The 25,796-nt window shown below is 62.6% G+C and carries 18 protein-coding genes; 10 read left to right on the plus strand and 8 right to left on the minus strand.

Annotated features, from left to right (window positions below):
- Positions 1–27 precede the first annotated feature (27 nt).
- Positions 28–1,371 (plus strand): TadE/TadG family type IV pilus assembly protein, encoded by a 1,344-nt coding sequence (locus PGP17_RS08910; RefSeq protein ID WP_270375068.1) that lies wholly within the window; start codon positions 28–30, stop codon positions 1,369–1,371.
- A 93-nt stretch (positions 1,372–1,464) separates the two neighbouring features.
- Here the strand turns inward: PGP17_RS08910 and PGP17_RS08915 are convergent, their stop codons facing one another.
- The gene (locus PGP17_RS08915) at positions 1,465–3,234 is read right to left on the minus strand and encodes a M28 family metallopeptidase (RefSeq protein ID WP_270375069.1); all 1,770 of its coding nucleotides are present in this window, start codon (positions 3,232–3,234) and stop codon (positions 1,465–1,467) included.
- Between the two features lie 162 nt (positions 3,235–3,396).
- On the opposite strand from PGP17_RS08915, the gene PGP17_RS08920 reads away from it, so the two are divergent.
- Together PGP17_RS08920 and PGP17_RS08925 are read left to right on the plus strand one after the other, a co-directional pair.
- Positions 3,397–4,332, plus strand: coding sequence for a bile acid:sodium symporter family protein (locus PGP17_RS08920; protein WP_135944504.1), 936 nt, complete (start codon positions 3,397–3,399; stop codon positions 4,330–4,332).
- Positions 4,333–4,400: 68 nt separating this feature from the next.
- Positions 4,401–6,179: an N-acyl-D-amino-acid deacylase family protein gene (locus PGP17_RS08925; RefSeq protein WP_270375070.1), complete on the plus strand. Its 1,779-nt coding sequence runs from the start codon at positions 4,401–4,403 to the stop codon at positions 6,177–6,179.
- A 228-nt stretch (positions 6,180–6,407) separates the two neighbouring features.
- On the opposite strand, the gene PGP17_RS08930 is transcribed toward PGP17_RS08925, so the two are convergent.
- The 3 genes from PGP17_RS08930 to PGP17_RS08940 form a co-directional block, all read right to left on the minus strand.
- Positions 6,408–7,091: a type 1 glutamine amidotransferase domain-containing protein gene (locus PGP17_RS08930; RefSeq protein WP_270375071.1), complete on the minus strand. Its 684-nt coding sequence runs from the start codon at positions 7,089–7,091 to the stop codon at positions 6,408–6,410.
- A gap of 235 nt (positions 7,092–7,326) precedes the next feature.
- A complete protein-coding gene (locus PGP17_RS08935) occupies positions 7,327–8,097 on the minus strand; it encodes an SDR family NAD(P)-dependent oxidoreductase (protein WP_270375072.1) in 771 nt (256 codons plus the stop codon).
- Positions 8,094–10,436, minus strand: coding sequence for a penicillin acylase family protein (locus tag PGP17_RS08940; RefSeq protein WP_270375073.1), 2,343 nt, complete (start codon positions 10,434–10,436; stop codon positions 8,094–8,096). The genes PGP17_RS08935 and PGP17_RS08940 overlap by 4 nt, the downstream gene beginning before the upstream one ends.
- A gap of 170 nt (positions 10,437–10,606) precedes the next feature.
- Here PGP17_RS08940 and PGP17_RS08945 point away from each other — a divergent pair, with 170 nt between their 5' ends.
- On the plus strand, positions 10,607–11,362 hold the full coding sequence (locus tag PGP17_RS08945) for an EAL domain-containing protein (protein WP_270375074.1): 756 nt from the start codon (positions 10,607–10,609) through the stop codon (positions 11,360–11,362).
- Here PGP17_RS08945 and PGP17_RS08950 read toward each other — a convergent pair.
- Genes PGP17_RS08950 through PGP17_RS08960 form a run of 3 tightly spaced genes read right to left on the minus strand, consistent with a single transcriptional unit; the run spans position 11,359 to position 15,735 of the window.
- Positions 11,359–12,780, minus strand: coding sequence for a coniferyl aldehyde dehydrogenase (locus PGP17_RS08950; RefSeq protein WP_270375075.1), 1,422 nt, complete (start codon positions 12,778–12,780; stop codon positions 11,359–11,361). The genes PGP17_RS08945 and PGP17_RS08950 overlap by 4 nt on opposite strands.
- Before the next feature lie 13 nt (positions 12,781–12,793).
- Positions 12,794–14,401 carry a GMC family oxidoreductase gene (locus tag PGP17_RS08955; RefSeq protein ID WP_270375076.1) on the minus strand — a complete coding sequence of 536 codons (1,608 nt, stop codon included), beginning with the start codon at positions 14,399–14,401 and terminating at the stop codon, positions 12,794–12,796.
- Positions 14,398–15,735, minus strand: a complete 1,338-nt coding sequence (locus PGP17_RS08960) for a serine hydrolase domain-containing protein (protein ID WP_135944489.1) — start codon at positions 15,733–15,735, stop codon at positions 14,398–14,400. Before PGP17_RS08960 ends, PGP17_RS08955 begins: the two co-directional genes overlap by 4 nt.
- A 305-nt stretch (positions 15,736–16,040) precedes the next feature.
- On the opposite strand from PGP17_RS08960, the gene PGP17_RS08965 reads away from it, so the two are divergent.
- From PGP17_RS08965 to PGP17_RS08985, 5 genes are all read left to right on the plus strand, one after another.
- Positions 16,041–18,776 (plus strand): TonB-dependent receptor, encoded by a 2,736-nt coding sequence (locus PGP17_RS08965; protein ID WP_270375077.1) that lies wholly within the window; start codon positions 16,041–16,043, stop codon positions 18,774–18,776.
- A gap of 152 nt (positions 18,777–18,928) precedes the next feature.
- Entirely contained in the window at positions 18,929–19,384 is a 456-nt protein-coding gene (locus PGP17_RS08970; protein ID WP_135944485.1) for a hypothetical protein, read from the plus strand.
- Positions 19,368–20,321, plus strand: coding sequence for a sterol desaturase family protein (locus tag PGP17_RS08975; protein ID WP_270375078.1), 954 nt, complete (start codon positions 19,368–19,370; stop codon positions 20,319–20,321). Before PGP17_RS08970 ends, PGP17_RS08975 begins: the two co-directional genes overlap by 17 nt.
- Before the next feature lie 133 nt (positions 20,322–20,454).
- Entirely contained in the window at positions 20,455–21,540 is a 1,086-nt protein-coding gene (locus tag PGP17_RS08980; RefSeq protein ID WP_135944481.1) for a ferritin-like domain-containing protein, read from the plus strand.
- Between the two features lie 89 nt (positions 21,541–21,629).
- A complete protein-coding gene (locus PGP17_RS08985) occupies positions 21,630–23,117 on the plus strand; it encodes a L,D-transpeptidase family protein (RefSeq protein ID WP_270375079.1) in 1,488 nt (495 codons plus the stop codon).
- 173 nt (positions 23,118–23,290) lie between these two features.
- Here PGP17_RS08985 and PGP17_RS08990 read toward each other — a convergent pair whose 3' ends face one another.
- Positions 23,291–23,872, minus strand: coding sequence for a hypothetical protein (locus tag PGP17_RS08990; RefSeq protein ID WP_270375080.1), 582 nt, complete (start codon positions 23,870–23,872; stop codon positions 23,291–23,293).
- A gap of 918 nt (positions 23,873–24,790) precedes the next feature.
- On the opposite strand from PGP17_RS08990, the gene PGP17_RS08995 reads away from it, so the two are divergent.
- Positions 24,791–25,795 (plus strand): N-acetylornithine carbamoyltransferase, encoded by a 1,005-nt coding sequence (locus PGP17_RS08995; protein ID WP_270375081.1) that lies wholly within the window; start codon positions 24,791–24,793, stop codon positions 25,793–25,795.
- Position 25,796: the final 1 nt, after the last annotated feature.

Genomic DNA, 25,796 nt, shown 5'->3' on the forward strand with positions numbered 1-25,796 from the left:
CAGTTTTGCCATTTTGGAACATTCGCCATGCGCATCAATCTCGGCTTTTCGATCAAGGCGCTGACGTCCGGCCCGGCCCGCGTCATTTCGGCTGTGACGCGGCGTTTGGGCGCGTTTCCGCGCGCGACCGCTGCCAATATCGCGATCAGCTACGCCCTGGCGCTCGCCCCGATCACCACCGCGATCGGCGGCGCGCTCGACTATACGCGCGGGGTGATGCTCGGCACCGAGATCCAGAATGCGCTGGACTCAGGCGTGCTGGCTGCGGCCTCCCTGACCCAGGACCGCGACCCGGACACCGTCGTTCGCGCCTATGTCGAGGCGGCCCTGAGCGACCATCCCGCTCTGGTCGAGGCGCTCCGGCTCGATGTCACCTCGTCGACCAGCTTCAATTCGCGCCGCGTGCAGGCCACCGCCTCGGTGGACACGCCAACCCTCATGCTGGGTCTGATCGGCGTGAAAAATCTCACCATCTCGCGCACCAGCGAAGCGGTCGAGGAAGTCCGCGATATCGAGATTTCCCTCGTGCTCGACGTGTCCGGATCGATGGGGGGCTCGAAAATCTCCGCCCTGCGCGATGCGGCCAGCGAGTTCATCGACGTCGTTCTTGACGACTCGCGCCAGGAGCGGACGAGCGTTTCGGTCATCCCGTATAATGGCGGGGTGCGCCTGCCGGACTACGTGAATGAGGAGCTGAACGAGGATTTCGACGAGTCCGGCTGCCCGGACATGGGCGAGGACCATTCGCAGGTCATTCCGTATGGCGACCTGCCGACGATCAATCCGCTGGAATGGACTGGCGAGGAGATGACGGGCCATCGCAGTTCGAGCCATTGTCCGCAGCGCCACATGGAATCCATCTTCCTGCGCAATTCGCCGGGTCAGCTCAAATCGCTGATCGGTGGCCTGGATGCGAGCGGGAATACCGGCCTTGATGTCGCCACCGGCTGGGGCGTGCGGGCCCTTGATCCGAGCTGGCGCGGCCGTCTCGGCGGCCAGTTCGGCCCGCGTCCTGTCGACTTCGGCGATCGCGACACGGTCAAGGTGCTGGTTGTCATGACCGACGGTGCCGCCACGGCTCAGCAAAGAACTGAACTCACCCGCAGCTGGTGGAGCTGGAGCTGGTCGGCCTACGAGCTCTATTCCGCCCGCACGGCCCGCGAGAAGATGATCGAGGCGTGCTCCTACGCAAAGGATCGCGGTGTCGTCGTCTACACCATCGCCTTCCAGCTCAGCGGAAATACCAATCGCGATCTGATGCGCAATTGCGCCTCGCGCGCGGAGACCTTCTACAACGTGGAGAACACCGACATTCAGTCCGCGTTTGACGCGATCGCTTCCGACATCAACCAGCTGCGCATCGCGCGCTAGCCCTCGCCCCCCCCCCAAGCGACCCCGGCAGAGAAAAGGCCGCGCCGGAGATCCGGTGCGGCCTTCTCATGTCCAGACGGGTGAGAGAAGGGGCTAGCCTTCGCTCTCGGCCATCATCTCGTCGCGAAGGCTGCGGAACTCGTTGCCTTCATACCAGTTCGGCCAGCGATCGCTGTCAGCCAGCTCACGCGAGACACGATACATCAAGGTTGCGTCTTCGACGAAACCGGACAGGTCCCAGCTTTCGTCATACTCGTCGGCCGGCTTGTGGTAGGCGTCCGCACGATACGCCGCCTCGATCTGGGCGACATGGTCGGCGCCGTGTTCGGCCGAGACCGAGCCGCCGTCCGCGTACAGCATCGGCACGCCCTTGCGGGCGAGCGAGACGTGGTCGGAACGGTAGAAATAGCCCGCTTCCGGGTTCGGGTCCGGGCTCAGATAACGCCCGTCCGCGGAGGCTTCCTGTTCCAGGATGTCCTCAAGCTCGGACGCGCCATAGCCGATGACCACGACGTCTTCGGTCGGTCCCACCGGCAGCATGCCGTCGAAGTTGAAGCCGCCCACGGTCTGATCCAGCGGAACCAGCGGGTTGTCAGCGTAGTAGGCCGAGCCCAGCAGGCCTTGCTCCTCGGCGGTCACCGCCACGAAGATCACGCTGCGATCGGGCTGCTCTTCGGCCGTCGCATAGCGCTGCGCGATTTCCAGCATGGCTGAAGTGCCCGACGCGTTGTCGACCGCCCCGTTATAGATCTGGTCCTCGCCGGAGAAGTTCAGCCGCTCGCCGATATGGTCCCAGTGGGCCATGAACAGCACGTGCTCTTCGGGGCGCTCGGTGCCCGGAAGGCGGCCGGCGACGTTGCGCGACACCGTCTCTTCGAACGTCTGGTGAAGCTCCGCGCTCAGCGTGGTGTTCTCCAGCGGCACCGCTTCGAAGTCGGCATTGGCGGCCGCCTCGTAGAGCTCATTGAAGTTCAGGCCGGCGCTTTCGAACAGCCGCTCTGCGACGTCGAGCTGGACCCAGCCCTGAACGTCGACGAAGTCGTAATCTTCCGGCGGCACCAGACCCGATTGCGCGCCGGTCCAGCTGGAGAAGACCACTTCCCAGGGATAGGAGGCCGGCTCGGTCTGGTGGACGATGATCGCGCCCTCCGCGCCCTGGCGGGCCGCCTCTTCGTATTTGTAGGTCCAGCGCCCGTAATAGGTCATGGACTCGCCGTTGAACAGGCCGCTATCGGGGTCGGCAAAGCCGGGATCGTTGACCAGGATGACGACGGTCTTGCCCTCGACATCTACGCCCTCATAGTCGTTCCAGTCATACTCCGGCGCCACGATGCCGTAGCCGACGAAGACCACGTCGGACTCGGTCAGCGAGACTGTCTCTTCGGGGTTTTGCGACCAGTAGACCGCGTCCGCACCGAGCTCGAGCCCCATCGGCTCTCCGCCGACGCTGACGTCGAAGCTGGAGGCCTCCTCGTCGAGCGTGATTTGAAGCAGGGGCACATCCTGGAACCAGGTGCCGTCTTCGCCGGCCGGCTCAAGGCCCATCATGTCCATTTCTTCGGCGATCCAGTCGGCCGCGGGCTCTCCGCGTTCCGATCCTGGGCCCCGGCCGCCAAACCGGTCATCGGCCAGCGTGGAGATGCGGTAGGCGAAATCGGCCTCGGTGATGGCGGGTGCGGTCTCTTCATGGACCGGCCATTCGCCGGCATCGCTGCCGTTCGCCATCGCGCCGGTCGCGGTCTGCGATTCGCCGGTCGCGGCATCGGTGGTGCCGGTGTCGGTTTCGTCCGGTACAGGTTCACCGCATGCGGTCAAAGCCAGACCGGCAAGCGCAGTGCCTGTAAGATAGAGCAAGCGTTGCATGAAATATGTCTCCCTCAAGGATCGTGTATGCGCGCTACTGTGCAGGTCGGGCGCGTCAACGCAAGGCTCGCGCTCGCGTCACCGCGTGATGGGGGTCGACACGCGCCCTCGCGCCTGTTCACAATGACCATCTTTCACACATCGCGAAGGCCGCATCTGCCCATGGATATGACCACCCTCGACAGCTGGCAGATCTCCCTCGATCCGCGTTTCGACATCTTCATGCCCATCGGGCTCGTCACCATGATGCTGGCGGTTGCCCTGGCGCTGAAGGTCGAGGATTTCGCCTTTCTCAGGCGGTACCCGGCCCGGTTCGCAGGGGCGGCGGCAACCCAGATCATCGGCCTGCCGCTGATGACCCTGATACTGGTCCATATCCTGAACCCGCTGCCATCGATCGCCTTCGGCATGATCGTCGTGGCCTGCTGTCCGGGGGGCAGCACGTCCAATTTCCTGACACATCTGGCGCGCGGGAATACGGCGCTTTCGGTTTCGCTCACGGCCACATCCAGCCTGGCCGCGGCTCTGGTGACGCCGATTTCCATCCTGTTCTGGTCAAATCTGTACGCGCCTGCCGCCGGGATCGTGAATGCGGTGGAGATCGAGGCCGGACCGTTCATCCTGGGGATGGGTGCCTTGCTGGCGCTGCCGATCGCGGCCGGAATGACATTCGCCCATTATCACCCGGTCTGGGCGGCGCGCATCCGGCCGGTCTTCATGGTTGCGGCCCTGGCCATCATCATCGTGCTGGTGGCCTCGGGCGTCGCGCGCAACCCGCAAATCTTCATGGCCACCGGCCTGGTCGTGCTCGCCATTGCCGTCGGGCACAATGCGCTCGCCTTTCTGCTCGGCTACGGGGTGGGACGCGCGCTCGGCTTCGATGACAGCAGCCGCCGCGCCATGACGTTCGAGGTCGGTATCCAGAATGCGGGCCTGGGCCTGATGATCGTCATCGCGGTGTTCGGCGGTGCCGGCGGCGCGGTTGCGATGACCGGGACGTGGTCGATCTGGCACCTGGTCAGCGGGCTCACCCTGGCCGGAGCGTTCCGCGCCTGGGACGGGCGCAAGGCCCGGGCGGCGCTCAAGGCGGCCGAGTAGGCCGGGCCCCGCCTATCAGACCGGCAGCACAATGCCGGCAAGACTAAAGAGAATGGGAGGAGACAGGCATGTATGATCTGAAGATTACCGGCGGCACGATCTATGACGGCTCTGGCGCGGAACCCTTCACTGGCGATGTCGCGGTCCAGGGCGGGCGGATCGTCGCTGTGGGGGAGGCGCCGGGAGAGGCGCGCGAAACCCTTGACGCGTCGGGCAAGATCGTCACGCCCGGCTTTCTGGACGTGCACACGCATTATGACGGTCAGGCAAGCTGGGACGACCGGCTGGAGCCCTCCATCCGGCACGGTGTCACTACGGCCGTAATGGGCAATTGCGGGGTCGGCTTCGCTCCCGTGCGCGAGAGCGATCACGAGCGTCTGGTTCGTCTCATGGAAGGGGTGGAGGACATTCCCGGCACGGCACTGACCGAAGGCCTGACCTGGGACTGGGAAAGCTTTCCAGATTACCTCGACGCGCTGGAGAAGACGCCGCGCACCATGGATATCGCGGCCCTCATCCCGCACGACCCGCTTCGCGTCTACGTCATGGACGAACGCGCCAGCTTCGACGCGCAGGCCAGCGACGCGGAGATCGCCAGAATGCGCGATCTGGTACGAGAGGGACTGGAGGCGGGAGCCATCGGCTTTTCCACCGGGCGTTCGGACCTGCACCGCACGGCGGACGGGGAATGGACCCCGGCCAGCGAGGCCACCGCAAAGGAGCTCGCCGGCATCGCGTCCGCCTTCCAGGGTATGGGCCACGGCGTTCTTCAGGCGGTCTCCGACTTCGATCTCGAGCGCGAAGGCGACCGCTTTCCGGGCGAGTGGGAGGTCATCGAATCCTATGTGAAGGCGGGAGGCGGCCGTCCCTTCTCGATGTCGCTGATGCAGCGCGATTTCGCGCCCGACCAGTGGAAGAAGATCCTCGCCGGGATCGAGGACCTGAACGCGCAGGGCTTCGATGCTCGTGTCCAGGTCGCCCCGCGCGCCATCGGCGTCTTCCTGGGCCTGCAATGCACCTTCCACCCGTTCATGGGCTTCCCGGCCTACAAGGAAATCGCGCACCTACCGCTCGACGAGCGCGTCGCGGTGATGAAGACGCCGGCCTTCCGCAAGACGATCCTGTCGCAGAAATCGGACAAGCTCGCCGGTCCCGGCTCCAGCGTCCCGCCCATCGCCGACCTGCTCGTCGAGAACATGGAATTCGTGGCGGAAAAGCTCTTCACCCTGTCCGAGGACCCCGATTACGAGCAGCCGCCCGAAGAGAGCATTGCTGCCAAGGCAAGGGCGCGCGGCGTGTCGGTCTGGGAACAGCTCTTCGATACGGTCATCGCGCGCGACGGGCGGGAAATGATCTACCTGCCCATCTATAACTATACCGAACTCAGCTACGACAACGTGCTGACCATGATGAAGCACCCCAACGCCATTCTCGGCCTGTCCGACGGCGGGGCGCACGTGGGCACGGTGTGCGATGGCAGCTTTCCGAGCTATTTGCTCGCCTACTGGACGCGCGACCGCACGCGTGGTGAGCAGATTGCCCTGCCGCGCGCGATCCAGATGCTCACCGCCGATCTCGCCGACTATCTCGGGCTATCCGATCGCGGCCGCATCAAGCCTGGTCTAAAGGCCGACCTTAACGTCATCGACTATGACGGCCTGAAGCTGGAACCGCCCCATTTGGTGCAGGATCTCCCCGCCGGCGGACAACGCCTCCTTCAGGGGGCCCGGGGCTATATCGCAACCATCGTGAACGGCGAAATCGTGGTGCGCGACGATAAGATCACCGAAGCCCGCCCCGGCCGGCTCGTGCGCGCGGGCCAGGAGGCAGCACTGGCGGCGGAGTAGGGGGCTCTTTGCGGCAGGTATTCGCTGGCCTGTCCGAAACCACAAAACAATCTCTTTCCCAGCGACCGCTGGGATCCAGAGAGCGCAAGGCGCCCCGTCCTCCCTGGGTCCTGACTTTCGTCAGGAAAGAGACAAACGTGCTGGCGCACAAAAAGGCCGCCACCCAAGCCGGGCGGCGGCCTTTTCTGGTCAGGGGGATGACCGGAGCGCGTCAGGCGCCTCTTCTGGCTAGGCAGTCTGCAGTTTGCCCAGCAAAGTCAGGGCCGCGTCGGAGGACGAGGCGGGGTTCTGGCCCGTGATCAGAAGGCCGTCGGCCACGACATGAGAGGCCCAGTCGCCGGCCTTCGTGTAGTTTCCGCCCTTGTCCTTGAGCATGTCCTCGACAAGGAATGGCACGACGTCGGTGAGGCCGACCGCTTCCTCTTCGGTATTGGTAAAGCCGGTGACTGTGCGGCCTTTGACCAGCGGTTCGCCGTCTTTGCCTTTGACATTCTTGAGGACGCCGGGTGCGTGGCAGACGAGGGCGACCGGTTTGCCGGCATTGAGCGCGCTCGAGATCAGGTTCGCCGAATGGTCGTCCTCGGCCAGATCCCAGAGCGGACCGTGTCCGCCGGGATAGAAGATTGCGTCGTAATCGTCGGTCGAAACCTCGGACAGCTTCTTCGTGTTGGCCAGCGCGCCCTGGGCTGCCGCATCGCCCTTGAAGCGGCGCGTGTCGTCGGTCTGCGCGCTTTCGTCATCGCTCTTGGGATCGAGTGGCGGCTGTCCGCCTGCCGGCGACGCCAGGGTCAGTTCGGCGCCGGCCTCTTTCAGCCGGTAATACGGCGCGGCGAGTTCTTCGAGCCAGAAGCCGGTCTTCTCTCCAGTATCGCCCAACGTGTCGTGCGAGGTGAGAACGAGGAGGATTTTCATGGGTGGGGTCCTTTGCGGGAGCGGAAGTTCGAAGTCCTCAGGTGTGGACGTCAGCTCCGAAAGCAACCGCAAAGGCTGAATTTCTTTATTCGGCTTTCCCCGCCCGTATGGCCAGGTTCTAAAGTCCGCAGGTCGTATCACCTCGTCGAGGGAGGCCAGGCTGGCTCTGTGCGTCCTGGGTGCTCGTGATAGTCGTGGTAGTAGTAGGAGGTGGCCCGGATTTCAGACCCGAGTCTCACCGCACGTAGCTGGCACCATTCACGTCGAATGTCGCGCCCGTCGCGGAGGGGCAGGCGCCCGATAGCAGAAAGGCGGTCAGGCGCCCGATTTCCTCTGGCGCGGCCATTGCTCCCAGCGGCACTTCGGCCAGCGCCCTGGCCCTGGCGTCCTTGCCCTGAGGGGCCATCTCAGTGTCGATCCAGCCGGGCGAAATCGCATAGGCCAGCAGCCCCCGGCCCGACCAGGCGCGCGCAAACGTCTTTACGGTCGCGATCAGGCCGGCCTTGGCGGCCGCGTAGGCGGGGTGCTCGGCATCGTCACCGCGATGCGCCGCCCGGCTGGCTACCGCCACAAGTGCACCGGGCGTTCCGGTGTCGACAAACGCGTTCGCCGCTTCGCGCATCAGGTCGACGGCGCTTTGCAGATCGACTTCCAGGACGCGCGCCCAGCTGGTCCGCCAGGTGTCGTAATCCTCCAATGCCGGGGAAGCGTCGAAAATGCCGTGATTGACCACCAGGCCGTTCAGGCGCCCGCCCGCGATCCGGGTCGCTTCATGCCAGGCCTGCGGGGCCGCCCCCGGCTCGGCGAAATCGGCCTGCACCATTCCGGCGCAGGCTTCGCCCAGCTCCGAGGCCAGGGTCCGGGCCTTGTCCGGCGAGGCACTGAAGTGAAGCACGACCCGCGCGCCATGGCTGGCGAGCGTGCGCGCAATAGCGGCACCGGTCCCGCGCGAGGAGCCGGTCACGAAGATGGTCTGGCCGGTCAGTCCACTGGCGAGGTCTGTCATCGGTTGCGGCTTCCTTCAAGGATGAGGGTGCGGCTTCCGTCCGGCGCCGTGTCCGGCGTCCAGTCGGTACGGATTTCATAACTGTCGCCGGCCGCCCAGCGCTCGGCCAGATCGCTGTAGTGACGCGACCACGGATGGCCGGACTGGCCCGGTGCGTGGATGAACCGGGAGGCGTCCAGATCGGAAAGGTCATACACCGCGCGCAGGGAGGGCCCGTGATAAACCGAGTAATCGTCGCTGCGATAGCTGAAGTGCGCGACGTTCAGCGTCGATCCGTCTCCACCAACCGGGGTCCGCACTGTGAACCAGTCGCCCACGAGCGGGACGCCGGTCAGAGGGTGATCAAAACTGGCCTGGTGAAGCTCGCCCCAGTTCCAGAGCGACGGGTCCGGACCATACAGAACAGCGAGTTCGTTCATCGCGGTGTCCAGCGCGAGCCCGGCCGTCACGGCACAGCTTTCGCGGCTCTCGGTCTCGACGTTGTCGCACCAGCTTGAGGCGTCGCCGGTCAGGACGTTTTCCAGGAAGAGGCGCCGCGGGAAGAAGAAACGCTCGAACTCTCCGCCCAGCTCGTCCGCGTAGATTGCGTGGCTGAGCGCCTTGACCCAGGCCGAAAAGATAAGCCCCTCGGGTCCGTCCACCGACAGGTCGCCCGTCCATCTTTCCATGATGGACAGCGCTTCGAGCCCCAGATCGGTCTCGGGAGTGGCCGAAATCAGATCTGCATGAATGCGCCGCGCGAACTCGGAGGTCACATCCATCTGCATGGCGTTGAAACTGGCAAGGCTATGGGACGGTGTTTCATCGAGCAGCGCTTCGATGCGCGGCGCGCGATAGACACCGTAACTGCCCGGTAGCGGATAAGGGTAGGCATCGCCGGCGACGAGATTGTTGCCCGAGGCGATCGAGCCGCCCTGCGGGTTCGCGATCCGGGGCAGTTCGTCGAAGGGCACAAACCCGGTCCAGTCGCCGGTCTCGTTGCGGATCGGCAGCAGGCCTGCGGTCGAATATCCGATCGTTCCGTCAACCCCGGCATAGTGCATGTTCTGCATCGGCGCGGTCCATCCGCGTGTGGCTTCCACGAAGCTGTCCCAGCCGGTCGAGTGCATGATGCGATGCGTCGCGTCGGCGACATCATTACCCGGGTCGGTAACTGTGGAGCGCAGGATCACGACGCGGTTCGCGGTATCGAAACCGTCCAGACTGAAATAGGCCGGATCCAGCACCGGGCCGAGATCGCTCTCGCGCACGACCAGCTCGACGTCGTCGCCGCCTTTCACCCGGATCGTTTCGGTCCGCTCGGTGAGGGTCACACTGGCCGAGTCGCGCTCGACATAGTCGATCACGTCAAAGCCGGTATTGGTGAAGCCCCAGGCCCCATAGGCGTTACGGCCGAGAATGACGAAGGGTGTCCCCGGTGTGGAAGCCCCCACGACCGGCGTGTCTTCCAACTCAAGCCTGACCATGTACCAGATTGACGGTGCACCCAGGGAAAGATGCGGGTCATTGGCCAGGAGGGGCGAGCCGGAGACAGTGCGCGAGCCATCGACCACCCAGGCATTGGAGCCGGGAAGGTTGTCGGGTTGGCTTAACGCATCTTCGAAAGGTGTCTCGTGGATGATCGCTGGAAGCGGCACTTGCTGGATGTCGCCGAAAGCTGCGTTTACGTCCTCGTCCTTGAGCGTCGTAGGCCCCCAGGCTGGATACTGGCTGCGAAACTGGTCGAATTGCTCTGGCGTAAGAAGCTCGCGAAGCGAGGCGCGCTCGACATCTTCGGTCGTTCCTGCTGCCAACGAATCTGCCAGATACAGCGTCAGCGCCGCCGTGTCTGCCGCCTGCCAGGGCTGGGGCGCCGCGCGAAGGATCGTGTACTCGGGCGCAGGCGTGCCGGATTCGAGCCGCGCATTCACGCCGGCAACATACGCATCCACCGCGCTACGGGACTCGTTCGACAGATTGGCAAGGATTGCTTGGCTGGCCTGCGGAAAGCCCTTGATGCGCGCCTGCGCGTCGGCGCGCAGGGCGCGTTCACCGAACAATTCGGACAATCTGCCTTGCACAAATCTGCGGGCCAGATCCATCTGGAAGAAACGTTCGCTGGCATGGGTATATCCGAGCGCGAAGTACACATCCTCGTCGCTGTCCCCGAAGATGTGTGCGGTCGCGTTCTCGTCGCGGACAACCCAGGCCCGGCCGTTGAAAGCCTCCAGCTGTACCTCTCCGGTCTGCTGGGGCCGGCTGGACTGGAAGCGCCACGCTACCCAGCCTGTTCCTGCTGCAGCCGCCAGAAGCACCAGAACGAGCGCGCCAAGAACGACACGAAAGATCCATTTGATCACGATGCAGCCTCCCCCGAGCTAAGACCATAGGCAGGGTATCAGCAGTCGGTGAAAGGACGCTACCCGCCCCTGCCGCTGGACCGGGGACGGCGTCGTGTTGGGTGAAGTCCGTTCAACGGAGGTTTACTTATTAAAACTATATAGGAATTTCGAAACTGCGAGATTTGACGATGCAAACTCCCGAACTCAAGAAATGTGCGTGTGCGCAGCCTTTTCCCGTTAAGTTGAAATTCGCATTTCAGCCAATCGTGGATATCAGCACCCGCAGCGTCTTCGCGCAGGAAGCCCTGGTGCGTGGAGAAAACGGCGAGAGCGCCGGGAGCATTCTTGCGCAGGTCGACCAGAACAATCTGTACGCCTTTGATCGTTCCTGCAGGATCGGTGCGGTGAAAGCGGCTTCGAGGCTGATGCAGGCGGGCACCGAGCTCCTTTCAATCAACACGATGCCGAATTCTGTGTACGACCCGCACACGTGTCTGCGAACCACGATCGCTGCCGCTGAGGCATGCAGCTTTCCGGTCAACCGGATCATGTTCGAGATGACCGAGCATGAAGCGATCAACAATCTCGATCATTTCGTCTCGATCGTCAAAACCTACAAATCGATGGGTTTCGTCACCGCAATCGACGATTTTGGCGCGGGCTATTCCGGGCTAAGCCTGTTTGCGCGCGTGATGCCGGATGTCATCAAGCTGGACCGCGCCTTGATTGATGGTGTCGGCGGCAGTGCGATTCAAAAAGCCATCGTCGGAAATCTGTTTGACCTCTGCAGCAAGTTTGACATCAAGGTCATCGCCGAAGGGGTTGAGACAGAAACAGACTACCGAGCGCTGGCGGCGCTCGGAGTCACCCTGTTTCAGGGTTATTATTTTTCTCGGCCGGTCCTTGGCGCCCTTGCCGGGCAGGACTTTCTCGATGTGGCCTAGCCTGACTGCAGTTTCTTGAAGAATTCAAACATCTTGCCGTAGGGCGGCCGGATGAGACGGCTGGGATGCCAGACTGGTGCCTCGAACACGGCGCGCTGGTGCGTGAACGTCAGAAAGCCTTCCTCTCCGTGGTAAGCGCCCTGGCCTGAAGCGCCCACCCCGCCGAAGGGCAGGTCGGGTACGGAAAGATGAAGCATCGGAATATTGACCGAAGCGCCTCCGGACAGAGTTCTCGAAAGGAAACGCCGGGCCGTATCCTTAGCCTTTGCATAGACGTAAAGTGCCAGAGGCCGGTCACCGGAATTGATGAATCTCGCTGCATCTGACATGCCGTCATGACCCAGAATGGGCAAGACAGGGCCGAAAATCTCTTCCTGCATAAGACGGATATGTTCAGGTGGATTGAGCACCAGCGTTGGCGGAAAAACATGCAAACCCTGAGGCGGAGCCGTATCGAACTCCGCCTGAAGTACGGTCGCACCCGCTTCGCGGGCCTCTTCGACCAGACTGCCGAGACGTTGATGGTGGCGTTCGGAGATAATGGACGTGTAGTCGGCGTTATCGCCGGCGTCGGGCCAGCGTTCGCGAACTTCAGACAGCACGGCGTGGGCAAACGCCTCTTCGCGTCCCTTGGGGAGCATCACATAGTCGGGAGCCACACAGGTCTGGCCTGCATTGAAGAACTTGCCCCAGGCAATTGTCTTGGCTGCTTCGTTTACATCGAAGTCCGGGGCAATGACCGCAGGCGATTTGCCACCGAGCTCAAGGGTGACCGGCGTCAGGTTTTCCGCCGCCGCTTTGGCGACGAGGCGGCCGACCGACGTCGATCCCGTGTAGAAAAGATGATCAAAGGGCAGGGAGCAGAAAGCCTCGCTCACGACCGGCCCCCCGGTAATCACGGCGACATGACTTTCGCTGAACAGTTCGCCAAGAACCTGCCTGATCAGCTCGGCCGTGCGCGGGGTGTATTCGCTGGGCTTGATCATCGCCCGGCACCCGGCAGCGAGCGCTGCGGTGAGGGGCGCGAGCGCCAGCTGCATCGGGTAATTCCAGGGTGAGACGATGCCCACCACGCCCTTGGGTTCACGCCGGACATAGGCATTTCCCGGTTGCAACGTCATCGGTACCGCCTTCTTGCGGACGCTCATCCAGCGAGGCAGATTCTTTCGCGCATGCTTGGCATCGGCAATCATGAAGCCGACTTCAGCGATTGCCGTTTCAGCCGCTGAGCGCCGGCCATAGTCGGCGCTGATCGCCTCGATGAAATCGCGTTCACGACGTTTCACCATCTCTTCGAGCTTTTTCAGATCGACCCGGCGTTCTTCGAGGGTGCGATGGCGCTCGGCATCGAAGGCGGCACGCTGCTCTTTCAGGACAGACTTCATGCGTTCGATCTGGCGGGTCTCGATCTCACTCATGGCAGGTCTCCTTTCAGGAGGTCACAGACTGGATCATGTCGGCGGCCCGTGTCGCGATCATGATCGTGGGGGCGTTGGTGTTGCCGCCAACCAGGCGGGGCATGACGGATGCATCAACCACTCGGAGCCCCGGGACGCCGTGTACGCGGCACTGCGGATCGGTGACTGCAAGCTCGCCAGTTCCCATCGCGCAGGTAGAGGTTGGATGGTAGAGCGTTTCGGCCAGGTCAGGCACCTCGTCAGCGAGCTGACTGCGGCTGCCTGTCGCGGAACTCGGTAGCTCAAGCTCAAGCCGCTCATCGTTAAAAACGTCGCTCATCAGGAGGTCGCGCGCAATCTTCAGGCAGTCGATCATCACTTCCATGTCACGACCGCCATCTTCCAGATAACAGGGATCGATAAGGATATGATCGGAGGGGTCGGCGCTCGCCAAGCGCAACCGGCCCCGGCTTTCAGGATAAAGATTGCAGGCATGAACGCTCATGCCATGACCTCCCATTGTGCCCTCGCGCCCGTGCGGGCTCGTCAGCGCAGGAATGAAGACCAGTTGGATGTCTGGCAAATCCCCGGCCTGGCTGGATCGGATGAAGCCCGATCCCTGGACCGGATTGACGGTGAAGCGGCCCTTTCCGGTCAGAGCCCACTGCGCGATGTCGAACGCATTCTCCGGCAGCTTCTTCCAGGAATAGCCCATGGAGGTTGTCGAACGGGTGCGCGCTCGCGCCATCACGTCGAGATGGTCTTGCAGGTTGGCACCGACGCCAGGCAGGTCGTGTTCGATGGAGATGCCATGTTCGCGCAGATGATCGGCCGGTCCGATGCCGGACAGCATGAGCAGGTGAGGTGAGTTGACCGCCCCTCCACAGACGATGACCTCGCGGCGGGCGGTGATCTGCTTCCGCTCCCCCTTGTGGTCGATCTCGACCCCGGTTGCTCGGCCACCTTCCAGCACGATCCGGCGGGCCATCACCTCAGTCAGGACTGTCAGATTCTCGCGGCCAAGTGCTGGCCGGAGGAATGCGTCGGCTGCCGAGCAGCGTTTGCCGTCCTTCTGTGTCACCTGGTAGGTGCCGAAGCCCTCTTGGCGAGTCCCGTTATGATCTTCATTGGAGGGGATCTGGCGCTGTCGGCAGGCGTCGAAATATCGTTCGGTCAGCGGATTGACCGGGGCGATGGTCTTGACGTTCAAAGGGCCTGCCTTGCCGTGCCAGGGCTGTCCGTGGTTTTCGTTGTGCTCCACGCGTGTGAAGGCTTCAAGCGCGCTATCCCGGTTCCATCCGGCTGCTCCATAGACGCTTTCCCACTCGTCGTAATTCTCCCAGGCACCGCGCATGTAGTGCATGGCGTTGATTGAGGACGAGCCGCCCAGCGTCTTGCCTCGTGGCCAGTAGAGTTTCCGATCTCGCAATCCACGCTGGGGCTCGGTCCAGTAGTCCCAGTTGATTGAGGGGTTGCTCAATGCGAACTGGAGCAACATCGGCGTACGGATTGCCGCCTTGTTGTCCTTTCCGCCGGCTTCCAGGACGCAGACCTTGATATCCGGCCTCTCGCTCAACCGCCCCGCCAGAACCGATCCTGCGGAGCCCGCTCCTACGATAACGTAGTCGAACGCTTCGCTCATTGCGGCGGCTCTCTAGGCTCGGAGGCTGCCGGGTTCGAATCGATCGAGGACTCTGGCTCCGGCCCGGCCTGATCGCCGTCGGCTGCCCCGATGGGCTCTGCGTCCGGCTCGCCCTCTGACTCGTCCGGCGGAGCGACTGACTGAACAATCGCCCTCATCAGTGCGAACGCCTCTTCTTCGCGTTCGCCCCAATCGGGATCGCCAGCATTCATCGCGACCACGACCCCGCGGTCGCGATCAACCCAGACGTACTGGCCATAGACGCCGGCCATGAAGAATTCGCGCTCTGCATCGGGCGGGATCCAGAAATGAAGGCCATAGCCTCGCGGCGCATATCGCGCTTCCGGACCCGGCTCCTGGAACGGAGCGTTGGGCCGCGTCGCGCGCTCGACCCAGCCTTCTGGGACCAGACGCTCATTATTCCAAACCCCGTCCTGAAGATAGAATTGTCCGAAGCGGGCAAAGTCGCGTGTCGTCGCTTGCAGGCAGCAATAGCCGACTTCGATGGCCCGCTCATTGTCAACATTGGTGAGCCACGTCGCATCAGACGTCATACCGAGCGGCGTCCAGACTCTGTCCTCGACGATGCCGGCGAGCGTATCGTCGAACACGTTGCGCACGACGGCAGAGAGAACGTGCGTATTCGGGCTGACATAGTGCAAATCTCGACCCGCCGGGCGGTCGCGTACGATTTCTCCTGCCATGACGTCGACATCGCGGCCTAGAATGAACGCGTTGAAAAAGAAGGGTCGAATATCGCTCTCGCTATCCTCCGAATATTCTTCGACGAATTCGACACCTCCCGACATCATCAGCAAATGGCGCAGGCTGGTCTCGCCATAGGCGGTGCCTTCAAAGACAGGCGCATATTTCGCCGCGTTGTCGTCAAGGCTGTCGATCAATCCCTCTTCCATCGCCATTGCGATCAAGGTGGCGACGAAGCTCTTGGCCACCGACCATGAGGTGAAGCGGGTTTGGGCATCGGCGCCCTGGCCATAGCGTTCGCCGACGACGACGCCGTCGCGAAGAGCGACAATGCCGAGCGTTCGCGCCGAGCTCATGAAGTCGTCGATCGTGCGTGTTTCGCCGTTGAAGGAATAGGTGGCGTCCAAAGGCGCGAGCTCTTCGGGAAGCGGTTGAGGATCGACCGCTTCGATCCGGCGCGATGGAAGAATTTCATCCATGCGCTGAAAGGTCTGCGCGAACTCTTCGGGATCATCCAGCGCGGTGATTCGCGCCGGCGAGTAGGGCGACCAGGGGCGATAATACCAACCGGCCGCAATAAGGGCGATGATCAGAACGAGAGCCGCCAAGGCCCCTATGATACGTCCCATGGACGTCCTCCCCTGTAAAAGTCGGTACCGTCTCTCTGGCCCGGGGGCACTGGGACGGACTCGCCTAGCCTGCCGTTTAGTGAACACCGTTCTTAAATGAATGACCAGCCGGTTCTTGCGGCCGGCATCCAATAGTGTCCATTGAGGGTTTTTGCGCCAATCGGGCGGTGTTGCTTCTTTGTCACTTAGCCCGGGGCCGATTGCGAAGCTGAGATGACAAACCTGCAGAATGCTGCCTACAGTCGGCTTTGAAGAGATGGCCGGACCATAAGAGCCATCCTCAATACATAGGGGGAGGAGACCCGATGACCCGTTTTTCAAAGGCCGCTCTGCTTGGTGCGAGCGCGCTTGCCGTGAGTCTGACTTCGGCGACCGCCGTCGCTCAGGTCGACGTCATTACCGTTACTGCCCAGAAACGCGAACAAACCCTGCAGGAGACCCCGGTCTCCGTCTCGGTGGTCAGCGACATCGCGATCCAGCAATCGCAGGTCCGCGACGCGGCGGATTTGCAGATTCTGGCACCCACGCTGACGGTCTCGGAGTTCGCCGCCTCGACGAACACCCAGTTCACCCTGCGCGGGGTGGGCACCAGCTCGTTCAACCCGGGCCTCGAGCCTTCCGTCGGAGTCTTCATCGACGGCGTCTACCGCCCGCGTGTGGGTGCCGCGATCAACGATCTTCTTTCGATTGAGCGCGTTGAGGTGATTCGAGGTCCGCAATCGACCCTGTTCGGCCGCAATACGCCGGCCGGTGTGGTCAGCTTCATCACCAAGGAGCCGGAATTCGAGTTTGGCGGCGATGCCGAACTGACGGTCGGCAATTACGGGCAGTTTGTCGCCAAGGGCACGATTACCGGCCCGCTCACCGATACCGAGACCTTGGCGTTCCGCCTCGATGCGACGACCCACACCAATGACGGCTATCTGGAAAACGTCTCGCCGGTCGGCCAGATCGACCAGGTCAACAATCGCGACCGCCAGAATTTCCGCGCCCAGCTGATGTGGTTGCCGACCGACCGCACCGAGGTGCGCCTCATCGGCGATTACGGCACCATCGACGAGAATTGCTGCGCCGCGCCGTTCGGCTACTACGACCCGATCGACCAGGGTGCGATTCTGGCGTTGGGCGGAACGGCCCTGCCGGCCGATCCTTTCGACGAACGCATTGCCGTGAACGGGTTGGTGAACACCCAGCTCGACACGTCGGGCGTGTCGCTGCAGGTCGATCACGAGTTCGACAATTTCACGTTCACCTCGATCACCGCCTACCGGACGTATGACGAGGCTCAGCGCATCGACGCGGACTTCTCCGACATCGACCTGATCGGCAACCGCGACATCGATACCGATTACACCAGCTTCACCCAGGAATTCCGCCTCACCTCGACCGGCGACAACTTCGTCGACTGGATGACTGGCGCGTTCTTCTACGACAACGATCTGAACTTCCAGCAGAATGTGGATCTGGGTTCGGATTCCAAAGCGTTCTTCGATATTGCCTCCGCGGGCCAGGTTGCCCCGATCGTGGCAGCGATCAACGGCGCCGCGCCGGGCACGCTCCCGCCGGGCACCGGTGGCGTCTCGCTTCTCGAATTCCTCGTCGGCGCCAACAACATGCTCGGCGTTCCGGGGGTACCGGCCCTGCCGGCTGAAGGCTATATCGCCGAGAACCATGGCGTCGTGCTTGAGGACTACGAGTACAACACCCTGTCCTGGTCGGCCTTCGGTCAGGTCGATTTCAATCTGACCGACCGGTTCACCTTCACGGTCGGCGCGCGCTATACCGAAGAAGAAAAGGACATGACGACGTCGATCAATATCGACGATCCACTGTCCGCGATCAGCTTCGCCGAACTCGGGTCGAACCTGCGTTTCCCGGCGTGCAGCGTGCCCGGTAATGTCGCCAGCTGCCCGTACGCAGTGACTGCCATCCTCGCCGGTCAGGCCGCCGGCGGCGATCCGGCAGCCCAGGCTGCGCTTGCCCAGATTGCCAACGCAGTGGGCATTGCGCCCAACAACCCGCTTCTGCTGGTCAATCCGACCGCAGCCTCGCTGATCGCTAACTCCGAGGCGAACTTCCTGAACGGCTTCACCGCCTTCCAGAACTTCTCTCCGGCGAACCCGTCGCAATATCCGACCAACCGGACCGATGACAATCTGTCCTACTCGCTGATCGCCAGCTATGACGTCTCCGACACGCTGAACGTCTACGCGAGCTATTCCACCGGCTTCAAACCAGGCGGGTTCAACCTGTCCTACGAAGCGGTGGAGACCGGAATCTTCGAGTTCCAGGAAGAGAATGCGTCATCCTGGGAGATCGGTGCCAAGGGCAGCCTGCTCGACGGCGCGATGGTCTACGCGCTCACCTATTTCAACCAGGAAATCGAGGACTTCCAGTCCGAGAACTTCGTCGGTCAGGGCTTTGCGCTGGACAATGCCGGCTCCATCGAGGTGAGCGGAATCGAGTACGATATTCAGTGGGCGGCGACCGACCGGCTCTTCTTCACGTTCGGCGGTACGTATCTGTTCGAAAGCATTTATGGCGAGTACGAATTCGCCCCTTGCCCGGACAGCTCGCCGCTCTTCGGCCCGGTCTACGATCCCACCGATCCGTTGTTCGCCGCCTGCGCCACACCGCGCACCAACGATGCCGGCGTCACGGCACGGTTCAACGATCTGTCGGGCCGCGATCGCGGAAATTCTGAGCTTGTCTCAACGCTGACAGGTACTTACACGCAGCCCATCGGCAACAATCTCGAGATGTTCCTGCGCGGTGAGGCCTACCACCGTTCCGAGTATTCGCTTGTGACCGGGCTGGATCCGCGGCCGGTGGCCAATCAGGACGCCTACACCCTGTTTAACGCCTCCGTCGGCCTGGGTGCCGCGGACGGGGCCTGGCAGGTGCAGGTCTGGGGCCGCAATCTGGGCGAGGAAGAATACAAGAAGGGCGGCTTCCCGTCCGTCGGCTATCTCGGCTCCTCGTTCAACATCTATCCGGGCGATCCGCGCACCTATGGCGTGACGCTTCGGGCGTCCTTCTAGGGCGGCGACAGCGCCCTCGCAAACGACTGGAAAGGCGTCGGGTTTTCCCGGCGCCTTTCTTGTTTGCAGCGGGCATTTGCGCGATGGCGCGGAATGGTGAACACTGTTCGTGATTGTCGGCCCTGCATGCCGCAGACCTGTGAAGACGAGCCATGAACGACCCTCTCATCCTCATCCTGGTGCTGATCGCCTCGGCGGTCTCGATCACCGGTCTTGTGCTGCTGAACCGCTGGCTCGGCGGATGGCAGCCGGCGCGCCTGGAGAGCCCGGCCGGGGCTGCGACCTGTCTTTCCAATGACATCGTCGGATTTCGTGCCGGCGAGACCGCGCTGTTCGACCAGGGCACCGGCGCATTCGTGATGGAGCAGGGCGGCGATCGCCTGGGGCTGGTCTGGACGCGGGGAGCTCGTTTCGTGACGCGTGTCCTGTCCGATGGAGATGTCGCCAGCGTGGATCGCGAGGGTCGAACCTTGACGCTAAAGCTTTGTGATTACACGTTTTCTCGAATGGAAGCGGTGATGGCCGATGAGGCTGAAGCCGAACTCTGGGCCGAGCGCCTGAATGGATTCCTGCGCGCCGAAGGAGGCCGCGATGCCCAACCTGCCTGATCCGATCCTGCTGGCGATTCCGGCCTTCATCGCGCTGATCGTCGCCGAAATGATCTACGCCCGGGTGACCGGGAAGGCCCAGTTCGAGCCCGGCGATACGGCTGCCAGCCTGACGATGGGGCTGGGGAATACCGTGTCGGGACTCGCGCTCGGTTTCGTGGCCGTGGCCTGGTTCACCTATCTGGAACGCTTTGCCCTGCTGGAAATCGGCTATGTCTGGTGGGCGTTTGCGCTGGCCTTCGTGCTGGACGATTTCGTGTATTACTGGGCCCATCGCATGGCCCATACGGTGCGCTGGTGGTGGGCCGACCATGTCGTTCACCATTCCTCCCAGCACTACAATCTGAGCACCGCGCTTCGCCAGCCCTGGCTGAGCCCGCTGACGCTGAAATTCATCTTTTTCGGCAGCTGGTTAGTGCTGATCGGCTTCCCGCCGGCCATGGTCGCCTTCGTCGGCGCGCTGAACCTGGTCTACCAGTTCTGGATCCATACCGAGGTGGTCAAACGCCTGCCTTATCCCGTGGAAATGGTGATGAATACTCCCTCACATCACCGCGTGCACCACGCCACTAACCCGTGCTATCTCGACAGTAACTTCGCGGGCGTTTTCATTATATGGGACAGGTTGTTCGGTACCTTCGTGCCGGAATCCGCTACTGAACCATGCCGGTACGGTATCGTGAAAAATCTCGGCACTCACAATCCGATGGTGATCTGCCTGCACGAGTGGTGGGGGATTGTGAAGGATGTCCGCTCGGCCAGATCGCCGCGCGAAGTGATCGGTTACTGGCTCGGCCCGCCGGGCTGGTCGCCGGACGGAAGCCGGGACTGCTCGAAAACGATCAAGAAAAAATGGCACGCCCTGCAAAGCGCTCAACCTGTTGATGTGGATGAGCAATCTGAAACGGGACCGGAACAGGCCGCCCCGGCGGAATAAGGCCTCTCTGGACAGGACGCGGTCCGGGCCTCATTATCATTTCTCGAACGTCGTTCATGAGTCCGCGCCTGGTGCTCCAGGGCTCCAGACGCGCGGACCGGAAACGGCGGCGTGATCTGGAGGAGTTTGACCCATGACGGCCCTGCGCGACCTGTACCCGATGCCCGGCATCGACGACCACTGGCACGTGCCCCAGGAATTCGACGCGGTCTTCGACTGGCGGTTCGACGAAGGGCGCACGACGCTGATGCACTTGTACCAGAAGGGCAAGGACATGCAGTGGGACGCCATGGCGCGCATCGACTGGGACCAGGAACTCGATCCGGAGAACCCGATGGAGATGCCCGACGAGGCGGTCCCCATCTATGGCTCGGACATCTGGAACAAGCTGAACAACAAGGAGAAGGCCGAGCTGCGCCGGCACGGGCAGGCCTGGAATATCTCGCAATTCCTGCAAGGCGAGCAGGCCGCGCTGCTGGCCGCCTCCAAGATCGTGCAATCGGTCCCCGATCTCGATTCCAAATTCTACGCCGCGACCCAGGTCATGGACGAGGCCCGCCATGTCGAGGTCTACCGTAACCTGATGAAGAAGTTCGGCGTCGCCTATCCGATGACCGATCCCTTGCAGGACCTGATCAACGACGCCCTGCGCGACAGTCGCTGGGATATGACCTATCTGGCCATGCAGGTCGTGATCGAGGGGCTGGCGCTGGCCGCCTTCGGGACGATCCGCGACATCGCGCAGAACCCGCTGGCCCGGATGGTCAACGCCTATGTCATGGAGGACGAGGCGCGCCATGTGGCGTTCGGCCGGCTCTCCCTGCGCGACTACTACCCGCAGCTGACCCAGGCCGAGCGCGACGAGCGCGAGGAATTCCTGGTCGAGGCCTGCTACCTCATGCGCGACCGCATGACCCAGAGCGGGGTGGTCTACGAAACGCTGGGCCTGCCCGTGGCCGAGTGCGAGGCCTTCACCCAGCAGTCTGAAATCGTGAAGCTCTACCGCACGCTGCTTTTCCAGCGCATCGTGCCGATCGTGAAGGATATCGGCCTGTGGGGCCCGAAAATCCGCAAGGCCTACGAGGATATGGGCGTGCTGCACTTTGCCGAGCTGGACCCCGACCTCCTGCAACAGCAGGACGAGGAGGTCGCGCGCGGCATCGACGCCAACAAGGCGCGCGCCGACTATATCTCCGCGGTCGCCGCGCACGCCGAATAAAACCGCACGGCCGGCCCACCAGAGATTGCCGCGCCGCCCCGGCCGCTATAGTTTCCCGAACGTTAATAGCGGCCGGGCGGGGCGGGCCGATGCATCGCATCTTCGATAAATTGCGGGCGAGGGCGCTGGGCTTTCTCATGGCTGTGCTGGCCAGTCAGGCGGCGGCGTTCGCGCAGGCGCCGGCGTGGGACGACGCGGCGGTCGAGAGTCTGTCCTTTGCCCTGTCTGAAGCGTGGACCCATGGCCTGGACCCGCGCGACTATGGCGATGCGAACCGGTTGCTGGAAGAGCCGCCCGGTCCGCGCCGCGACGCCCTGGCCTCCGGTGTCTTCCAGACCTATGCCAGCCACCTCGCCTTTGGCCGGGTGGACCCGCGCCGTCTCGACGGCGACTGGACCGCGCCGGTGCGCGACCAGGATATCGACGCCTGGATGGCGCGCGCCCTGTCGACCGGCGACGTCTATGGCGCGCTGGAGGCGCTGGCGCCCCAACATCCAGACTATGCCGCGCTTCGAAGCGAGCTCGTCTACCGCATGGCGGTCACCGAGCCGGAAACCCTTATCGCCCGCGGCCCGACACTGGGGCTCGGCGATTACGGGCCGCGCGTGGATGCGCTGCGCACGCGCCTGGCCCAGCTTTCCATGCTGGATGCGCCGGCCCCGGACGGCACGCCGTTCGACCAGCGTCTTCAGACCGCGCTGATGCGCTTCCAGGCCCGTCACAATCTGGCCGGTGACGGGCGGATGGGCGAGACGACGCGGCGCGAGCTCAATGCCGGGCGCGACCGCCGCATCGACCAGTTGCGGGCCAACCTGGAACGCTGGCGCTGGCTGACCGCCGATCTCGGCGCGCGCCATATCCGGGTCAATATCGCCGACTACCGGCTGGAGGCCTGGCAGGACGGCGAGATGGAGCGTGTCCACAACATCATGATCGGCCAGCTTTATTCGCGCACGCCGATCTTTTCAGAGACGATGAGCTATATCGAGCTCAACCCGGTCTGGTACACGCCCGGCGGGCTCGGCGCGCGCTGGGTCAGGACCTTTCGCACCAACCCGGCCTATGCCCTGTCGCAGGGCTACCGCCTTGTCAGCCTGGATACCGGGCGCGTCGTCGATCCGTACTCGGCCGACTGGAGCCATGGCCGCTATCGCGTGATCCAGAGGCCGGGGCCGAACAACGCGATGGGGGAGGTGAAGTTCATGTTCCCCAACCGGCACAATGTCTACATTCACGATACGCCGCACCGCGCCCTGTTCGCCAACAGCCAGCGCGACGATTCCTCGGGTTGCATGCGCGTGCAGCACCCGGTCGACCTGGCCTGGTGGGTGCTCGATGACGAGCCGGGCTGGTCGCGCCTCCAGCTCGATGAGGTGCTGGCGACCGACGATACGCGCCGGGTCTATCTCGATGAGCCGATCGAGGTTCACATCCTCTACTTCACGGCGGTGGCGGACCGCTTCGGCGAGGTCCGCTTCATTCACGACGTCTATGGCCGCGACGACGCGGTAATTGCCGCGCTGAACGGGATCTATCCCGCTCTGCCGGAAGAGGACGCGCTGGCGGCGCTGGAGTAGGGGTGGCACGGTTTCTCTGAGCTAATTGGTTTGAGCTCCAAGTTCATTTATCGCTCGGCCCCTCAACTTGCTAAAAGAATTACATCCTAATTATATAGATAACTAAACAGACACATGATCGAGGACAAAGAGCTAGCGGAGATTTAGGTCACGCCTGAGATGTCAACGTCCGATTAATCCGTTTTTGAGCTATGCTCTGCAGCCAGTGCTTCAAGCAGCACTGGCTGCAAGCCGCTGTAAATCTCTAGTAGAGTTTGCGAGAGTGTCATGCACTCTTGTGAAAAAGTTTGAATGTTTTTTTCGGACATCCAGTCGCGTGGAAGCATGCCATGTTTCTCGCGCCATTCATTGTTCTTGAGTAGCTCAAAGAAGCTCTTTCCCCAATATGGCGCGAAGATGGTTTTATGTTTGTCGATTCCAGCTGCCGTGATTTTTCCAACGTCAGTGACGGAGCCGTGGGCAAGCTTGTTTCTGCTCTTTAGGAGGCGAAGCGCATCGCCTGATGCGTTGTCCCATTTGGCAATCGATTCAGGCGCGCGCTCTTGCAACGGTTTGAGTATGGCACCGGTCATCGCAACGCGCGCCTCGAAACTTACAACTGCCCAATAGGCGTCTTGCATGAAGCCGTTGCGTGATAGCGATCCAAGGCAAAACAAGAGGCAGAGGTTGTGCTCGATACGAGCGAATTGCGTCAGTGCACGTCCGACCGCAAGATATAGGCGATCATGTTCGCTAAGTTCAGGATAGTCAGACATGTCGGACAACCGTGAAGAAACTGACGAAGAGCGCTACAATCGGGCACTATAGCGGATGCTGAACACGCCGCCGAAGTCACACAAGCCCAGACGCGAGGATTAGGGCGAGTCAAAAAAAAGAGGCGCCCGGCGACTAGCGCCGGGCCTCCCCATTTGGGCGTGCTATGCCGCGCGCCAATTTGGGTCGCGTGGATCGTCCGGGAACGGAAGCCCCTCGTTCAACTGAAGGCACTTGAGCAATGAAAGAAGATACATCGCGTTCCCACGATCGATCGTCATCGAGCGCGGTTTGCCATCGACCTCGTAGTGAAGGTCAATTCCAGCGAACTCCCCTTTCACGCGTCCAACGCGGCATCCGCGTATATGACTCGCGTGCTCTGTAGGGATCGTTACCGTCGGGTCGATGAAGAACTCACCGTATACGTTTTCGGTCGTCACAATGAAAGGGCCTCCTAGCCCGATCTATGATCTGGATCGAGCTTGACACCGGACGCCCCGTTCATAAGGTCAGGCTTCCCACCGCCGAGCGCTCCGCACCCGATCCAAGGAAGCGCGGAGACGCGAAAGCAAGCGACCGCCGGTGTTGGCGCACCGGCGGCTTCGCAATTCGCGCACATGCTCAGTAGGGACTCAGGATTGAACTACTGTCAATAGTGCCTGTTCCTGATTGGTTCACGCTACATCTTGTGCTTTGCCACTTCGCGGCCCGCCCCGTCATGGGCAGTCCGTGATTTCGGCAAGCCAACTATTGGTGAGGCAGCCACATAACGGTGAAGGGGGTTCTCGCCCGTTCGGACCCTCCATGCGCGCAGGGCCGACTTTGAGCATCTACTCCAGTCAACTCCCGCCACTTCGATTTGCATTGATCTGACGGGCGTCTTAAACGCGTTAGCCTTGTGCCACGACAGGGTCAGAGCCATGCGTCATTTCCTCTCCACCGAAGACTGGTCGCGCGACGAGCTGCAAAGCCTGATCGACCGGGCGCGCGCCTATCGCGAGAGCCCGCTGGGCGATGCGCTGAAGGGCAAGTCGATCGCGCTGCTCTTCTTCAACCCGAGCCTGCGCACCCGTACGTCCTTCGATCTCGGCGCCTACCAGCTGGGCGGTCACGCCATCGTGCTTGATGCGCGCGGGTCGACCTGGCCGGTCGAGTTCGAGGAAGGCGCCGTCATGGATGACGGGCCGGAGGAGCATGTGAAGGAAGCCGCGCGCGTGCTGTCCTCCTACGTGGACCTGATCGCGATCCGGGCATTCCCCAAGTTCGAGGACTGGGCGGCCGAGCGCGAGGATCCGCTGATCCAGGCCTATGCGCGCCATGCCACGGTGCCGGTCATCAACATGGAGACCATCGTCCATCCCTGTCAGGAACTGGCGATGATGATGGCGATGCAGGACCGCATGGGCGATGTGCGCGGCAAGGACTTCCTGCTGACCTGGGTGCCCCATCCCAAGCCGCTGAACACGGCGGTGGCCAATTCGGCGATCCTGATGGCGTCCAAGTTCGGCATGAATGTGCGCATGCTGGTGCCGGATGAGGCGTTTGCCCTGGACCCGCGCTATATGGGCGCGGCGGAGCGGTTCTGCGCCGATGCCGGGACGCAATTCTCCCTGACCACCAACGTCAAGGAGGCCTATAGCGGCGCCGATGCGGTCTATGCCAAGAGCTGGGGCGCGCTGCCCTTCTACGGCAAGTGGGAGGAGGAAGCCCCGCTGCGCGCCAAGGGCGCCGGCTTCATGATCGACGACGCGAAGATGGCGATGACCAATAGCGCGGTCGTCAGCCACTGCCTGCCGATGCGGCGCAATGTGAAGATCGCGGACTCGGTCGTGGATTCCGATGCCTTTCTGGGTCTTCAAGAGGCGGAAAACCGCCTGCACGTGCAGAAGGCGCTGATGGAATCGCTGGCCGGGGCGGAGCGCTGAA

The sequence above is a fragment of the Marinicauda sp. Alg238-R41 genome (genome assembly GCF_947331485.1).
Taxonomy (GTDB): Bacteria; Pseudomonadota; Alphaproteobacteria; order Caulobacterales; family Maricaulaceae; genus Marinicauda; species Marinicauda pacifica.

What these genes read in the sequence shown, in the direction of transcription:
- PGP17_RS08910 (WP_270375068.1), top strand. Translation starts at nt 28, where the DNA reads ATGCGCATCAATCTCGGCTTTTCGATCAAGGCGCTGACGTCCGGCCCG.
- PGP17_RS08915 (WP_270375069.1), bottom strand. Translation starts at nt 3,234, where the DNA reads ATGCAACGCTTGCTCTATCTTACAGGCACTGCGCTTGCCGGTCTGGCT.
- PGP17_RS08920 (WP_135944504.1), top strand. Translation starts at nt 3,397, where the DNA reads ATGGATATGACCACCCTCGACAGCTGGCAGATCTCCCTCGATCCGCGT.
- PGP17_RS08925 (WP_270375070.1), top strand. Translation starts at nt 4,401, where the DNA reads ATGTATGATCTGAAGATTACCGGCGGCACGATCTATGACGGCTCTGGC.
- PGP17_RS08930 (WP_270375071.1), bottom strand. Translation starts at nt 7,091, where the DNA reads ATGAAAATCCTCCTCGTTCTCACCTCGCACGACACGTTGGGCGATACT.
- PGP17_RS08935 (WP_270375072.1), bottom strand. Translation starts at nt 8,097, where the DNA reads ATGACAGACCTCGCCAGTGGACTGACCGGCCAGACCATCTTCGTGACC.
- PGP17_RS08945 (WP_270375074.1), top strand. Translation starts at nt 10,607, where the DNA reads ATGCAAACTCCCGAACTCAAGAAATGTGCGTGTGCGCAGCCTTTTCCC.
- PGP17_RS08950 (WP_270375075.1), bottom strand. Translation starts at nt 12,780, where the DNA reads ATGAGTGAGATCGAGACCCGCCAGATCGAACGCATGAAGTCTGTCCTG.
- PGP17_RS08955 (WP_270375076.1), bottom strand. Translation starts at nt 14,401, where the DNA reads ATGAGCGAAGCGTTCGACTACGTTATCGTAGGAGCGGGCTCCGCAGGA.
- PGP17_RS08960 (WP_135944489.1), bottom strand. Translation starts at nt 15,735, where the DNA reads ATGGGACGTATCATAGGGGCCTTGGCGGCTCTCGTTCTGATCATCGCC.
- PGP17_RS08965 (WP_270375077.1), top strand. Translation starts at nt 16,041, where the DNA reads ATGACCCGTTTTTCAAAGGCCGCTCTGCTTGGTGCGAGCGCGCTTGCC.
- PGP17_RS08970 (WP_135944485.1), top strand. Translation starts at nt 18,929, where the DNA reads ATGAACGACCCTCTCATCCTCATCCTGGTGCTGATCGCCTCGGCGGTC.
- PGP17_RS08975 (WP_270375078.1), top strand. Translation starts at nt 19,368, where the DNA reads ATGCCCAACCTGCCTGATCCGATCCTGCTGGCGATTCCGGCCTTCATC.
- PGP17_RS08980 (WP_135944481.1), top strand. Translation starts at nt 20,455, where the DNA reads ATGACGGCCCTGCGCGACCTGTACCCGATGCCCGGCATCGACGACCAC.
- PGP17_RS08985 (WP_270375079.1), top strand. Translation starts at nt 21,630, where the DNA reads ATGCATCGCATCTTCGATAAATTGCGGGCGAGGGCGCTGGGCTTTCTC.
- PGP17_RS08990 (WP_270375080.1), bottom strand. Translation starts at nt 23,872, where the DNA reads ATGTCTGACTATCCTGAACTTAGCGAACATGATCGCCTATATCTTGCG.
- PGP17_RS08995 (WP_270375081.1), top strand. Translation starts at nt 24,791, where the DNA reads ATGCGTCATTTCCTCTCCACCGAAGACTGGTCGCGCGACGAGCTGCAA.